This window comes from Pseudomonas sp. B37(2017) (genome assembly GCF_002112885.1).
Classification (GTDB): Bacteria; Pseudomonadota; Gammaproteobacteria; order Pseudomonadales; family Pseudomonadaceae; genus Aquipseudomonas; species Aquipseudomonas paraglycinae.
Window position 1 is genome coordinate 381,939 of sequence record NZ_NEIX01000004.1, and the last position, 13,374, is coordinate 395,312.

Consider the following 13,374-nt stretch of genomic DNA (forward strand, 5'->3'; position numbering starts at 1 on the left):
GGGACGGAATCAACGAATGAACAAAGGCATTTCAATACGCGACCTTATGCCCACGGAAGTGGAGGCAGCAAGGCAGTTTCTGGAGGCGCACGGCTGGGGCCATCGCACCGGAACCGCCGAACATTTCGCACAGCTTGTTCAGAACTCTCAGCGCACGGCCGTTGCATTGAGCGGCCAGCAGATTATCGGTTTCGCCCGTGGCATCACCGATGGCTTGTCCAACGGCTACCTGTCGATGGTCGTGGTCGACGGGCAACACCGGCGCGCGGGCATCGGGCGGGCGCTGGTCGAACATGTGATGGGCGATAACAGCGACATTACCTGGGTTCTGCGTGCCGGGCGCGAAGGTGCGGAAGCGTTTTTTGCCAGCCTGGGGTTTGAAACGTCGGTGATCGCGATGGAGCGTTTGCGGCTGAAATAGCCGACGGTTACTGTGACCCCGGCTATGCTCCACCCTCCTCCTTTTCCAGCATGGATGCTGCGCAATGCTCACGATTCTGCAAAACACTCCGATACGGGTTTACCTGATTTTTCTGCTGCTGGTTTATTTCGGCATCAAGGCGTTCTCTCCCCGCCGCGAAAGCCGTGCCTCGATGCTGATAACGCCCCCGGCGTTTTTGGCGTGGTCGCTGTATTCCCTGAATTTGACGATCAACCCGGCGCTGTTTTTGAGCACATGGTTCGCCGCGCTGTTGCTGGGCGGTCTCTCGGCCTGGCTGGTGTTCTCCCGGCGGGGCGTGATGCTCGACGACTCCGCGACAGGGCTAATCATGCCGGGCACGGTAAAAATCCTGATCATGTACCTGATGTTCTTTTCCTCGAACTACTACTTCGGTTACCAGAATGACGTGAATCCGGAGCTTTCCGCGTCGCCGGACATGCTGCTGCTCAAGGCCGGCATTTCGGGGTTCATGTGCGGCCTGATCAGCACTCGTTCGCTGAAGCTCTACTGGACGCTGCGTGGCCTGACGTCCCGGCGGCTACCGGAGAACGCTGTCGCCAATGAATGAGCCAAGGCACGCGCGGTGTCTGGTTGCCCCTCACAAATCATCCGGATAAATAATCGGCACCGCCGGCCCCTTGCTCCGTGACAACGCCGTCGCGCTCCCCTAAATTAGTCGGCCTGAAAAAGCCCCAGCGCTTTCTCGTCTCACCTCAAGTTAAAAAAGTAGTGAAATTTCAATGTCCGATTTCAACACCGCTGAATCCGTAGTCACTCTGTCGTCCAAAGCGGAATACGAAAACTCCATCAATCTTTCACAACACATCCCACAGGCGAAGATCATCAGCGAGATGGTGCTGGACGCGTTCCAGTCGAGCCGCGAGAGCGATCAGATCCGCGAACTGCGCGCCGCGATCCGTCAGGCCCACGACCGCTTCGATGACGACCAGGCTTACGAGCTGATGGGCGAACTCAAGCGCCTGAAGGACGCCGAAGCCGCCGACATCGCCGCCCTCGAAGACCTCAGCAGCAAGTTTCCGATCAGCCGCATCCTGTCCAGCTTCAAGGACGATCCGGCGTTCCAGGAAATCGTCTACGGCCTGGCCCTCAAGGTTCTGAACCAGACCCATCAAGCGATCAGCAGCCCGAGCGGCGGCAAGAGCAAGGCCGCACGCGCCAAGAAAGACGTCGAAGTGTTCAGCATCAGCAAGGACGGCCTCAGCGTGACCCTGCCAATGCGCACACCGCGTTCGCGCCTGAGCGTGGATCGCGAGGCGCTGGAATTCCTCGGTTTCACCTTCGTCGGTGAAGGCGAAGAGGCGGAAATCGAAGGCGAAACCTTCGTCGACAACGCCGGCACCGAGCACGCGATCAACCGCAAAAACATCATCACCGCGCTGCAACAGCAGACCGCGTTCGATGGCTACAGCATCGCCGCCCAGTAATACCGGCGCTGACGAAAAAGCCCCGCTCTGAAATTCAGGCGGGGCTTTTTGTTGTCCGCAGATTGGCGGTTATGCCGATGGGTGCACGGCGGCAATCATGTCGACTTCGATGGCTGCGTTTTTCGGCAACTGATAGACGCCGACGGTGGTGCGGGTATGGCGCCCGACATCGCCCAACACATAACTGAATACGTCCGATGCACCGTTGGCGACTTCGCTGAGGTCGACGAAATCCGGCGTGGACTTCACGTACACCGTGACCCGCAACAACGACCGGACCTTGTCCAGCGAACCGACTGCATCGACGATAAAGGCCAGACACCGCATCGCGCTGATACTCGCCGCGGCCTGCGCATCCTTGAGCGTCAACTCCTGCCCCACCCGCCCCGGATACTGAATCTTGCCCTCGGTGCGCGGCACCATGCCGCTGATGTAGATCTCATCGCGATGACGGATCAACGGCGCGTAATTGCCACCCACCGTGTTCTCGCCATTGATGTCGTAGTTCAGCTCTTTTGCCAGGGCAATGAATCGCTCGTCGCAGGTCATCCTCTCAGTCATTTCGCCCAGCCTCTTGATCGATGCATGAAAACCGCAGATTACGACAGTCGAGCGCCGAACAGTGCATGGCGCCATAACTGACAGGGTTGGATCCAAATCTAGGTCTTTTGCCAGTACATCGCAACCCATGGCTGCTACAACGAAAAAGCCCCGCACGACATAAACCGTGCGGGGCTTTATCTAAACTTGGAAATGACTTTAAACAGCGCTCAATCGCTCGACCATGTCAGGGAATTTTTCCACCAAACGGATCAGCAAGGCAGCCTGAGCGTTGGGCTTTGATTTCTCCTGCTCCCAGTTTCTAAGGGTGCTTGGACTTGTTCTGATTCGCCTGGCAAAAACCGCCTGTGACATGTGCAGTTTTTCCCGTAGCGCTACGATTTCCTGAGCACCGACTTCCGGGGCGGGTTTGTCCTCGAGTGTCGTATTACGTAGCGTGATTTTTCCTTCGCGTTGAGCCGCCATCTCATCAACGCCCTGCATCAATTCTGCAAACAGGTCGCGTTTTTTCATGGGGTACCTCGTGTTTTCAACTCTTTCTCTATAGCTCCCTTGAGCGCCTTCTCTTGCTCGGCGGTCAAATTCTCAAGCTCATCTTTGTCATAAATCGCAAACATCCAGAACTGGCCATCATTCATAAGCCAATAATAGATAACTCGCAAGCCGCCTCGCCTGCCCTTGCCACGACGAACATCAACCCAACGCAATTTTCGGAAGCCGCCTGTTCGTGGCATGACGTCGCCCGCATGCGGATTGCTTTGCATGTAGGTCTGCAGCTCACGATATTCGTCGTCCGTGAGGTAATGACCCAGGTTTGCGGTGAATAGTGTGGTTTCAAAGAATACTGTTCTCATCCAAAAACTATAAGCAAATTGCCTATAGCTGAACAATAAACACCTTTCGCAGCGAATAAACAATCCTCAACAAAAAACCCCGCTCATCTCTCGATGAACGGGGTTTCTCGTACAACGTTCGAACCTTACGGCGCGTACGTCAGCAGCAGCTCGGTCGGCACCTTGAAGTCCAGGGACATCATGACGCTCAGCGCGGTGATGGTGAAGATCGAGAACACGAACAGCTTGCGTGCCCAGACCGTGTCATCCACCGCCTTGTAGCCGGTCCAGGCCATGTACAGCCAGTACATGCCCATGGCCGCGGCGACGGCGAGGTAGCTCATGCCGGCGTAACCGCTGAAGGTCAGCATCAAGGTCGCCACGAGGAAGGCCAGGATGTAGATCAGGATGTGCTTCTTGGCCACCTGGATTCCGCGCTTCACTGGCAACACCGGAATCGATGCGGCCAGGTAATCGTTGAAGCGGAAGATCGCGATGGCGTAGGAATGCGGCATCTGCCACAGGCTGAACATCACCAGCAGGGTCAGCGCGGCCATGTCGAAGCTGTTGGTCACGGCCACGTAACCGATCACCGGCGGCATGGCGCCCGACAGACTGCCCACCAGCGTGCCGTGAACCGACTTGCGCTTGAGGTACAGGCTGTAGAAGCCGACGTAGATGATGAAGCCGATCACGGCGAACAGGGCAGCCAACGGGTTGGCCACCTTGTACAGCAACGCAACGCCGGCGACACCCAGGACGGTCGCATAGACCAGGGCCAGTTTCAGGGAGATCAAGCCCTGGACCAGCACCCGGTTCTTGGTGCGTTCCATCTTCAGGTCGATGTCGCGGTCGATGCAGTTGTTGAACACGCAACCGGAGGCCACAACCAGGGAAGTGCCGATCATGGCTGCCAGAAACACGGCCAGATCGACATGCCCTTTCGAGGCCAGGAAGAACCCGCCTGCCACAGAAAGCACGTTACCGAAAATGATCCCCGGTTTGGTGATTTGGATAAAGTGCTTGAGCGACATCGGGTCTACCTCACTTCGCCATCATGTAGGTGTGGATGCTGAACATGATCCACAGCGACAGACCGACCAGCAGCACGATCACGATGGCCGTAAAGACGAACGCAATCACGTTGTTACGTTGAGCGATGGAACGGTCCAGGTGCAGGAAGTAATACAGGTGAACGATCACCTGGATCACGGCGAACAGCAGGACGATCGCCAGCGTCGTCGACTTCGGCAGGGTCGGGAACATCACCAGGCCGAACGGGATGACGGTCAGGATTACCGACAGGATGAAGCCAATGGCGTACGACTTTACGCTGCCGTGGCCAGCATCATGGCTGTCATGGGAGTGTGCATTAGCCATTACAGGGTCCCCATCAGGTAAACAACGGTGAATACGCAGATCCACACCACGTCCAGGAAGTGCCAGAACAGGCTCAGGCAGCTCAGACGGGTCTTGTTGGTCGCCGTCAGGCCGTGCTTGTTGACCTGGTACATCATGATGCCCATCCAGATCAGACCGGCGGACACGTGCAGACCGTGGGTACCGACCAGCGTGAAGAACGCCGACAGGAAGCCCGAACGGCTAGGACCGAAGCCCTCGGAGATCAGCAGGTGGAACTCGTTGATCTCCATGGCGATGAAGCCTGCGCCGAGCAGGAAGGTCATGAACAACCAGCCCAGAACCTGCTGCTTCTTACCTTTGTACAACGCCAGCATGGCGAAGCCGTAGGTGATCGAACTGAACAACAGCAGAGCGGTTTCGCCCAGCACGTATGGCAGTTCGAAGATGTCGTGGCCCGACGGGCCACCGGCGACGTTGTTTACCAGTACCGCGTACACCGCGAAGATCGACGCAAACAGAATGCAGTCGGTCATCAGGTAGAGCCAGAAACCGTATACGGTCATCTCGCCCGAGTCGTGGTGATGGTCATCGTGCCCATGGTCATGACCATGGGCGTGTCCAGCATTGGTCACTAAGTTCGACATTGTTTAAGCCTGTTCCAACTTGGTTTCAACACGGGTTGCGGAAGCAGGGATCTTCCCGGCCGCTACCAGACGCTTGTGCTGCTCGGCTTCGATGCGCTCGATTGTTTCAACCGGCACCATGTAGCCCTGATCGTCACGTGCTGCGTGGATCACGAAGTAGATGACAGTGCCGGCCAGGCTGGCGATCGCCAACCACCAGATGTGCCAGATCATCGCGAAACCGAACACGGTCAGCAGTGCGCCCATCACCACGCCAGTGGCGGTGTTGTTCGGCATGTGGATCGGTTCGTACTTGGCTGGAGCCTTGTACGCGGTACCGTTTTCCTTGGCCTCGGTGAACGGATCGATGCAGTCTGCTTTTGGCAGTACAGCGAAGTTGTAGAACGGAGGTGGCGACGAGGTCGACCATTCCAGGGTATGGGCATTCCACGGGTCACCGTGTTCGCACATGTTTTCTGGCTTGTTGCGGTCACGCACCGACACGTACAGCTGGATCAGCTGGCAGGCGATACCCACAGCGATCATCACCGCACCAAACATGGCAACGTACAGGTACGGTACCCACTCAGGGTTGGTGGTGGCGTTCAGACGACGGGTCATGCCCATGAAGCCCAGAGCGTAGAGCGGCATGAACGCGACGAAGAAGCCAGAGATCCAGAACCAGAACGCTGCTTTACCCCAGCCTTCGTGCAGCTTGAAGCCGAACGCTTTCGGGAAGTAGAAGCCGAAGCCTGCGATGTAGCCGAATACCGCGCCGCCGATGATCACGTTGTGGAAGTGAGCGATCACGAACAGGCTGTTGTGCAGAACGAAGTCAGCACCCGGGATGGCCAGCAGTACGCCGGTCATGCCGCCGATGGCGAAGGTCACCATGAAGCCCAGGGTCCACAGAACCTGGCTGGTGAAGCGCAGACGGCCCTGGTAGATGGTGAACAGCCAGTTGAACAGTTTCACACCCGTCGGGATGGAAATCAGCATCGTCGCCAGACCGAAGAAGGCGTTGACGCTGGCACCCGAACCCATGGTGAAGAAATGGTGCAGCCAAACCATGAAGCCCAGTACCGAGATCGCGCCCGAGGCGTAGATCATCGAGTGGTGGCCGAACAGTTTCTTGCCGGTGAAGGCCGAGATGACTTCCGAGAAAATGCCGAACGCCGGCAGGATCAGGATGTAAACCTCAGGGTGGCCCCATGCCCAGAACAGGTTGACGTACATCATTGGATTGCCACCAAGTTCATTGGTGAAAATGTGGAAATCCATGTAACGGTCAAGGGTCAGCAGTGCCAGGGTAGCGGTCAGGATCGGGAACGAAGCCACGATCAGAACGTTTGCCCAGGTGCAGGTCCAGGTGAAGATCGGCATGTCCATCAGTTTCATGCCAGGGGTACGCATTTTCAGCACGGTCGCGAGGAAGTTAACCCCCGTTAACGTTGTACCCAGACCCGATAGCTGTAGCGCCCAGATGTAGTAGTCCATCCCCACGCCAGGGCTGTATTGCAGACCCGACAGCGGTGGATAGGCAACCCAGCCGGTCTTGGCGAATTCGCCGACGCCCAGGGACAGGTTGATCAGCACGACGCCGGACACCAGCAGCCAGAAGCTCAGAGAGTTCAGGAACGGGAACGCAACGTCACGCGCGCCGATCTGCAGCGGCACTGCAAGGTTCATCAGGCCGGTGAAGAATGGCATCGCCATGAAGATGATCATGATCACACCGTGAGCGGTGAAGATCTGGTCATAGTGTTCAGGTGGCAGGTAGCCAGGCGAACCCTCGGTGGCCATGGCCAGCTGGGTACGCATCATGATGGCGTCGGCAAAACCGCGCAGCAGCATGACCATGGCGACGATGATGTACATCACGCCGATTTTCTTGTGGTCGACCGACGTCAGCCACTCGGTCCACAGGTAAGTCCACTTCTTGAAGTAGGTGATTGCAGCGAACAACGCCAGACCACCGAGCGCGATCATCGAGATGGTGACCATCACGATCGGCTCGTGGAAAGGGATCGCTTCCCAACTTAATTTACCAAACATCGTTTACTCCTCTGCCCCGGCAGCTGAATGCGAATTCGAGTCCATATCCGTTGCCGCCACTTCTTTCTCTTTCTTCTCGTGCTTCAGCGGCTTGCCCGGTTTCATGCCTTCGTACTTGTCGACGATGGTCTGGAACAGGTTCGGCGTGACCGAGGAGTAGAGCTCGACTGGATTGTTCTGGCTTGGCTTGGCAAGGGCTGCGTATTCAGCTGGTTCAAGCTGTTTAGGTGCCTTTTTGACTTCACTTACCCAGGCGTCGAAATCTTCCTGAGAAGTTGCGATCGCTTTGAATTTCATACCGGTGAAACCAGCGCCGCTGTAGTTGGCGGAGATACCGTCCATTTCAGCGTTGCGGTCAGCGATCAGGTGCAGCTTGGTGGTCATGCCCGCCATCGCGTAGATCTGGCCGCCCAGGCCCGGGATGAAGAACGAGTTCATCACCGCGTCCGAAGTGATCCGGAAGTTAACTGGCGTGTGCGCCGGGAACACGATCTTGTTGACCGTGGCGATGCCTTGTTCCGGGTAGATGAACAGCCACTTCCAGTCCAGCGCGACCACTTCGATGGTCACAGGCTTGACGTCGGATTCGATCGGACGATACGGATCCAGCGAGTGGGTCGACTTGTAGGTGATGTAACCCAGGGCAATGATGATCAGGACCGGAATGGTCCAGACTGCCACTTCGATCTTGGTCGAGTGCGACCATTTCGGGGTGTAGACGGCGTTCTTGTTGGAGGCGCGGTACTTCCAGGCGAACAGGAAGGTCATGACGATGACCGGCACAACGACCAACAGCATCAGCAGCGTGGCGGTGATGATCAGGTTGCGCTGTTCCAGGCCGACCTGGCCCGTTGGATTGAGCAAGGTCATGTTGCAGCCTCCCAGCAACAACGTGCCGAGCAGCGGCACTAGGCCTAGTAATCTGGGGTACCTGTTTTTACTCATCTCACGACCTCTAAAGCAGCTTGCGCAATGCAGTTGGGTTTTGATCGCCAACACTTCACCCTGCCAAGGGTTGGCATTTTCTTTGGATTGAATAAGGGCCGCCCGTCGCGCGTCAGACGCTCGACAAAACCTGGGACAGCGGTCAGTTCTTATTCGAATTCGTGGTCAAAGGCCTTGTTACAGACCAATTCCATTTGGTGCGGAAAGTTGGAAGGCACCGACACCTGGGTGTCTCGCAAGCCTCTCGGCTGCTCGACACCCGACTTCCTGCTCGCCTCCTTAATAAAGGCTGAACAGTGCCGGGAATTCAGTGCGGGCGATTGTAGATAGGTAGCGCCCTATACACCATGTCTTATCCCGAAATAATTTTTATCGCTCTGAGCAACAATCCATCACCGTTTTTGCAAAAGTTCCGCATGTTATCGAAATCGATTCTCAACAAAAACACCAAAAAATGTAGGTCTATCGGCCTCAGTTCAGACAGCTCCGAGGGCTTTTTCCCACGGCGCGATCCGCGCAAAGCCCGATATGCCAAGGCTTTTGGCCATCTGCCCGAGTCTGTTAAAACTGCCTGATCCGGCACACGCGTGCAAAAACCGAAAAACGCTGAAACAGACCAATCCTTTTTTGTAACAGCACTCCAATCCGGGCCTGTGAAACGAGCTGCGACACGGCCTGTGTGACAACATGTCGCACACCTGTCGCACCCTTCCTTGCCGTTCGTCACGGTGTTTTCACACAGACCCTGAAATGCAAAACGCCTCGATCTGCGTCACCGCAAATCGAGGCGTTTGTTTTATCGGCGCACGCGCCGAAAAGTTGATTCAGCGCAACGCTTTTCGGTTACGCGAGGTCAGCAGCGGCACCAGGATCACCACCAGCACGAAGGCCACCAGTGCCCATTGTGCCAGCGACAGGCCGAGGATCGGCGGGTACGGCGTCGAGCAGAAACCGTCGACCTGGAAGCCCAGCGGGAAGATCTTCGCCAGCGGCAGGTCATCGACGATCGGCTGCAACACATCGATGCCGCAGCTCACCGCCGGATAGAACTGGGTGTACACGTGATGCCCGGCGACAGCGGCCCCGGCGATGGCACAAATCACCACCAGAACCTCGAACACCGTGATGCTGCGTCGGGTGCGCATGGCCGCGCCGATGAACGCGAACAGCGCGATCAGCAGCAACGCATAACGCTGCAGGATGCACAGCGGGCACGGCGCCTCGCCCAGCACGATCTGCATGTACAGCGCGCCGCCGATCAGCGCCAGGCAGATGATGCCCAGCAACACCAGATAGCGCCGCTCACGTCCCAATCGAATCGTTTCCTCGCTCATCGCGTTTCCCTTTCATGTCCATGGTTCAGCTGGCCGGCGGCTGCGCTTGCAGTTGCGCCATCAGGCTGATGTTGTCTTCGATATGCCAATTGGCCGCGATGCGACCGTTGTCGATCTGATAGATATCGGTTGCCCGGAAGTCTACACGCTGGCCCTGCCCTTTGAGAGCCTTGAACGTGCCGGTGAAATGCCCGCGAAAGTGCAGATGCACCACCACGCGATCCCCGGCGACGATCATTTGCTCGATCTCGCAACTCAAATCCGGCACCGCCGTACGAAAGAACTTCGACGCCAGCAACGGCCCTGTCGGCCCTTGCACCCGGCCTTCCGGCGGGGTCTTGTCGACGAACTGCGGCGACAGGGCGGCGGTGGCCAACGCCTCTTCGCCCGTGTTCCAGAAACTGCCGTAACGCCGCGCCGCCAGTTCCATCGCATCACGCTGGGCCTTGGGCAGGCTCTGATCGACGATCAGGGTCTGGGGTTCGATCAAGGCGGATTCGGCGAACGCGAACGGACTGGACAACAAGGCAACCGACAGGCCCAAAGTGGCCAGGCTGAAACGACGGGAAGAGGCGAAGTGCGACATGGGGGCGATCCTGATCATGTAAACGAACGAGCGCCTATCATCAGCATCGGGGAATAAACGATAAACCGGTTAAGAAACGATTAACCTTTAAACAGAATTTAAGAATCAGGGCCGCGCCGGCCCCTTTCGCGAGCAAGCTCGCTCCCACATTGGATCTGTGTCGCACACAAATCCTGTGGGAGCGAGCTTGCTCGCGATTGAAGGCGACTCGGTTCCGGATTATTCCAGAGCAGCAGCCGGCCCGAAGAACTCATACCGGCTCTGCTTCTCCGGCACACCCAGTGCCTTCAGGTGACGCTTGATCGCTCCCATGAAACCTTTCGGCCCAAGGAAGTAGGCGTCCACATCACGCTCCGCCGGCAGCCACTCGCCCAGTTGTTCCTCGCTCAACAACCCGACCTTGTCCGCCGCCGGGCTCACGCCGTCATCTTCGGCGTAGCAATAGAAGCGTTTGAGTTGCGGATGACGCGCGGCCAGACCATCGATCCAGTCACGGAACGCATGCACGCTGCCGTTGCGCGCACTGTGGATGAAGTACACCGGACGCTCGGTTTCCAGCGCCGCTTCCAGCATCGCCAGCGTCGGAGTGATGCCGACGCCGCCGCTGATCAGCACCAACGGTTTGTCGCTGGCAGTCAGGGTGAATTCGCCCGATGGCGGGAACAGCTGAATGCTGGCGCCGACGTGCAGTTGATCGTGCAGGTAATTGGAGGCTCGGCCGCCCGGTTCGCGCTTGACGCTGATGCGGTACTGGCCTTTGTTGGCCAGAGCCGACAGCGAGTAGTTGCGGCGGATTTCTTCGCCGTCGAGGATCAACTTCATGCCGATGTACTGGCCTGGTTTGGCTGCGAGAATCGGGCCCTTGTCTGCTGGCTCGAAGTAGAACGAAATGATTTCCGCGCTCTCCTCGACCTTGTCCGCGACGATGAATTCCCGCGCCCCGCGCCAGCCACCGACGGCTTGCTCTTTCTGGTCATAGATGGCGGTTTCGGCGCCGATCAGGATATCGGCCAGTTGACCGTAGGCTGCGCCCCAGGCGCTCATCACTTCTGGCGTGGCGATTTCTTCGCCGAGCACTTCGGAAATGGCACGCAGCAGGCAGGTGCCGACGATCGGGTAGTGTTCCGGCAGGATCTGCAACGCCACGTGCTTGTTGATGATCTTCGCCACCAGATCGCCCAACTGGTCGAGTTGATCGATGTGACGGGCGTACATCAATACGCCGTTTGCCAGGGCGCGGGGCTGGTCACCGCTGGCCTGGTGGGCCTGGTTGAACAGCGGGCGGACTTCCGGGTACTCGGAAAGCATCATGCGGTAGAAATGGGTGATCAGCGCTTCACCGCCGCTTTCCAGCAGAGGCACAGTGGATTTGACGATGGCACGATCCTGGACGCTAAGCATAAGGGTGACTCCTGAGCTTTCTCTAAAAGTGCCTTATCCATTCCAGTATTCGTGCCAACTATTTTTTCTATATAAATCAATAGCTTGAAAATTATGTAGTCAGATCGACACAAGCACCTCTATAGTCGCTTCGACTACAACGCGTCTCTTTGACTACAAGCCCATGTCCGCCAAATCATTGCTCACCGCCCTGCTCCCACTGGTCTCTGACCTGTCCCGCGAACTGCCCGAAGGCGAACGCTACCGACGCCTGCTCGAAGCCATGCGCGCCCTGCTGCCCTGCGATGCCGCCGCACTGCTGCGCCTCGACGGTGAGTGGCTGGTGCCGCTGGCGGTGGATGGCTTGAGCACCGACACTCTTGGTCGACGCTTCAAGGTCAGCGAACACCCGCGTTTCGAAGTGCTGCTGGCCGGCGAAGGGCCGACCCGTTTTGCCGCCGACAGCGATCTGCCCGATCCATATGACGGACTGGTCGACGGCCTCGACGATCATCTTGAAGTTCACGACTGCCTCGGCTGTCCGTTGTTCGTCGATGAAAAGCTTTGGGGTCTGATTACCCTCGACGCACTCGATCCGGAGCGTTTCGAGCCGATCGAACTCGACGCCTTGCAAGCCTTCGCCAGCCTCGCTTCGGCCACGGTGAACGCCGCCGAACGCATCGAGCGCCTGGCCATCCGCGCCGAGGATGAACACCAGCGAGCTGAGGTTTATCGCCAGGCCAGCGGACAGCAGAACCGAGAAATGATCGGCCAGAGCAAGGCCCACAAACGGCTGGTGGAAGAAATCAATCTGGTGGGCGGCAGCGACCTGACCGTGCTGATCACCGGGGAAACCGGGGTCGGCAAGGAACTGGTGGCCCAGGCCATTCACGCTGCCTCCAAGCGCGCCGACAAACCGATCATCAGCCTCAACTGCGCGGCCCTGCCGGACACCCTGGTGGAAAGCGAACTGTTCGGCCACGTGCGCGGCGCCTTCACCGGCGCCACCAGCGACCGACGCGGCAAGTTCGAACTGGCCAACGGCGGCACGCTGTTTCTCGATGAAGTCGGCGAGTTGTCGCTGACCGTCCAGGCCAAGCTGTTGCGGGTTTTGCAGAGCGGCCAGTTGCAGCGTCTGGGTTCGGACAAGGAACATCAGGTCGACGTGCGCCTGATCGCCGCGACCAACCGCGACCTGGCCGAAGAAGTGCGCAGCGGCCGCTACCGCGCCGACTTTTACCATCGCCTCAGCGTGTACCCGTTGCGGGTGCCGGCGCTGCGTGACCGGGGGCGCGATGTGTTGTTGCTCAGCGGTTACTTCCTGGAACAGAACCGCTCGCGCATGGGCCTCAACAGCCTGCGCCTGAACAGCGACGCCCAGGAAGCACTGCTGGCCTACACCTGGCCGGGCAACGTGCGGGAACTGGAACACTTGATCGGACGCAGCGCACTGAAAGCGCTGGGCAACTGCAAGGTGCGGCCGAAGATTCTCAGCCTCAGTGCGCTGGATCTCGATCTGCCGCGCGAGGTTGTGGATAACTCGTCGGTGCCGTCCGAAGCGACTGCCGCCCTGCCATTGATCAGCGGTGACCTGCGCACCGCCACCGAGCAGTATCAGCGGCATTTGATCAGCGCGGCGCTTGAGCGCAATCAGGACAACTGGGCCAGTGCCGCCCGTGAACTGGGGCTGGACCGGGCGAATCTGGCGCGGATGGCCAAGCGGTTGGGGATGAAATAAAAGTCCCGCCGTCGGATTGGCGCCGGAATCCCTAAAGCCTGCCGGTTACAAGTCGATAACCCGGCATCAA

The 13,374-nt window shown here is 58.2% G+C and carries 15 protein-coding genes; 4 read left to right on the forward strand and 11 right to left on the reverse strand.

Annotated features, from left to right (window positions below; genetic code table 11):
* Positions 1-16 precede the first annotated feature (16 nt).
* From CAF90_RS13600 to CAF90_RS13610, 3 genes are all read left to right on the forward strand, one after another.
* Positions 17-421, forward strand: a complete 405-nt coding sequence (locus CAF90_RS13600) for a GNAT family N-acetyltransferase (RefSeq protein WP_085606889.1) — start codon at positions 17-19, stop codon at positions 419-421.
* A gap of 64 nt (positions 422-485) precedes the next feature.
* Positions 486-1,010 carry a DUF6622 family protein gene (locus tag CAF90_RS13605; RefSeq protein WP_085606891.1) on the forward strand — a complete coding sequence of 175 codons (525 nt, stop codon included), beginning with the start codon at positions 486-488 and terminating at the stop codon, positions 1,008-1,010.
* Between the two features lie 172 nt (positions 1,011-1,182).
* Entirely contained in the window at positions 1,183-1,887 is a 705-nt protein-coding gene (locus CAF90_RS13610) for a hypothetical protein (protein ID WP_085606893.1), read from the forward strand.
* A 69-nt stretch (positions 1,888-1,956) separates the two neighbouring features.
* On the opposite strand, the gene CAF90_RS13615 is transcribed toward CAF90_RS13610, so the two are convergent.
* The 11 genes from CAF90_RS13615 to hmpA form a co-directional block, all read right to left on the reverse strand.
* The gene (locus CAF90_RS13615) at positions 1,957-2,448 is read right to left on the reverse strand and encodes a RidA family protein (RefSeq protein ID WP_011335841.1); all 492 of its coding nucleotides are present in this window, start codon (positions 2,446-2,448) and stop codon (positions 1,957-1,959) included.
* A gap of 198 nt (positions 2,449-2,646) precedes the next feature.
* Positions 2,647-2,961, reverse strand: a complete 315-nt coding sequence (locus CAF90_RS13620) for a DNA-binding transcriptional regulator (RefSeq protein ID WP_007956715.1) — start codon at positions 2,959-2,961, stop codon at positions 2,647-2,649.
* Positions 2,958-3,302, reverse strand: coding sequence for a toxin (locus tag CAF90_RS13625; protein WP_065261338.1), 345 nt, complete (start codon positions 3,300-3,302; stop codon positions 2,958-2,960). The genes CAF90_RS13620 and CAF90_RS13625 overlap by 4 nt, the downstream gene beginning before the upstream one ends.
* A 125-nt stretch (positions 3,303-3,427) precedes the next feature.
* Positions 3,428-4,315: a heme o synthase gene (cyoE, locus tag CAF90_RS13630; RefSeq protein WP_007956716.1), complete on the reverse strand. Its 888-nt coding sequence runs from the start codon at positions 4,313-4,315 to the stop codon at positions 3,428-3,430.
* Positions 4,316-4,325: 10 nt separating this feature from the next.
* Positions 4,326-4,661, reverse strand: a complete 336-nt coding sequence (gene cyoD, locus CAF90_RS13635) for a cytochrome o ubiquinol oxidase subunit IV (RefSeq protein WP_007956718.1) — start codon at positions 4,659-4,661, stop codon at positions 4,326-4,328.
* Positions 4,661-5,287 carry a cytochrome o ubiquinol oxidase subunit III gene (locus CAF90_RS13640; RefSeq protein ID WP_007956720.1) on the reverse strand — a complete coding sequence of 209 codons (627 nt, stop codon included), beginning with the start codon at positions 5,285-5,287 and terminating at the stop codon, positions 4,661-4,663. The genes cyoD and CAF90_RS13640 overlap by 1 nt, the downstream gene beginning before the upstream one ends.
* Before the next feature lie 3 nt (positions 5,288-5,290).
* Positions 5,291-7,321, reverse strand: coding sequence for a cytochrome o ubiquinol oxidase subunit I (gene cyoB / locus CAF90_RS13645; protein ID WP_007956721.1), 2,031 nt, complete (start codon positions 7,319-7,321; stop codon positions 5,291-5,293).
* Between the two features lie 3 nt (positions 7,322-7,324).
* Positions 7,325-8,266, reverse strand: coding sequence for a ubiquinol oxidase subunit II (gene cyoA, locus CAF90_RS13650; RefSeq protein ID WP_085606895.1), 942 nt, complete (start codon positions 8,264-8,266; stop codon positions 7,325-7,327).
* 824 nt (positions 8,267-9,090) lie between these two features.
* Entirely contained in the window at positions 9,091-9,600 is a 510-nt protein-coding gene (locus tag CAF90_RS13660; RefSeq protein ID WP_085606897.1) for a disulfide bond formation protein B, read from the reverse strand.
* Positions 9,601-9,625: 25 nt separating this feature from the next.
* A complete protein-coding gene (locus tag CAF90_RS13665; protein ID WP_011335845.1) occupies positions 9,626-10,186 on the reverse strand; it encodes an ester cyclase in 561 nt (186 codons plus the stop codon).
* A 219-nt stretch (positions 10,187-10,405) separates the two neighbouring features.
* Positions 10,406-11,587: an NO-inducible flavohemoprotein gene (gene hmpA / locus CAF90_RS13670; RefSeq protein WP_085606899.1), complete on the reverse strand. Its 1,182-nt coding sequence runs from the start codon at positions 11,585-11,587 to the stop codon at positions 10,406-10,408.
* 163 nt (positions 11,588-11,750) lie between these two features.
* On the opposite strand from hmpA, the gene norR reads away from it, so the two are divergent.
* Positions 11,751-13,304, forward strand: coding sequence for a nitric oxide reductase transcriptional regulator NorR (norR, locus tag CAF90_RS13675; RefSeq protein WP_085606901.1), 1,554 nt, complete (start codon positions 11,751-11,753; stop codon positions 13,302-13,304).
* Positions 13,305-13,374: the final 70 nt, after the last annotated feature.

Bases quoted from the DNA above. Each gene is read 5' to 3' on its own strand.
- CAF90_RS13600 (WP_085606889.1), top strand. From the start codon at position 17: ATGAACAAAGGCATTTCAATACGCGACCTTATGCCCACGGAAGTGGAG.
- CAF90_RS13605 (WP_085606891.1), top strand. From the start codon at position 486: ATGCTCACGATTCTGCAAAACACTCCGATACGGGTTTACCTGATTTTT.
- CAF90_RS13610 (WP_085606893.1), top strand. From the start codon at position 1,183: ATGTCCGATTTCAACACCGCTGAATCCGTAGTCACTCTGTCGTCCAAA.
- CAF90_RS13615 (WP_011335841.1), bottom strand. From the start codon at position 2,448: ATGACTGAGAGGATGACCTGCGACGAGCGATTCATTGCCCTGGCAAAA.
- CAF90_RS13620 (WP_007956715.1), bottom strand. From the start codon at position 2,961: ATGAAAAAACGCGACCTGTTTGCAGAATTGATGCAGGGCGTTGATGAG.
- CAF90_RS13625 (WP_065261338.1), bottom strand. From the start codon at position 3,302: ATGAGAACAGTATTCTTTGAAACCACACTATTCACCGCAAACCTGGGT.
- cyoE (WP_007956716.1), bottom strand. From the start codon at position 4,315: ATGTCGCTCAAGCACTTTATCCAAATCACCAAACCGGGGATCATTTTC.
- cyoD (WP_007956718.1), bottom strand. From the start codon at position 4,661: ATGGCTAATGCACACTCCCATGACAGCCATGATGCTGGCCACGGCAGC.
- CAF90_RS13640 (WP_007956720.1), bottom strand. From the start codon at position 5,287: ATGTCGAACTTAGTGACCAATGCTGGACACGCCCATGGTCATGACCAT.
- cyoB (WP_007956721.1), bottom strand. From the start codon at position 7,321: ATGTTTGGTAAATTAAGTTGGGAAGCGATCCCTTTCCACGAGCCGATC.
- cyoA (WP_085606895.1), bottom strand. From the start codon at position 8,266: ATGAGTAAAAACAGGTACCCCAGATTACTAGGCCTAGTGCCGCTGCTC.
- CAF90_RS13660 (WP_085606897.1), bottom strand. From the start codon at position 9,600: ATGAGCGAGGAAACGATTCGATTGGGACGTGAGCGGCGCTATCTGGTG.
- CAF90_RS13665 (WP_011335845.1), bottom strand. From the start codon at position 10,186: ATGTCGCACTTCGCCTCTTCCCGTCGTTTCAGCCTGGCCACTTTGGGC.
- hmpA (WP_085606899.1), bottom strand. From the start codon at position 11,587: ATGCTTAGCGTCCAGGATCGTGCCATCGTCAAATCCACTGTGCCTCTG.
- norR (WP_085606901.1), top strand. From the start codon at position 11,751: ATGTCCGCCAAATCATTGCTCACCGCCCTGCTCCCACTGGTCTCTGAC.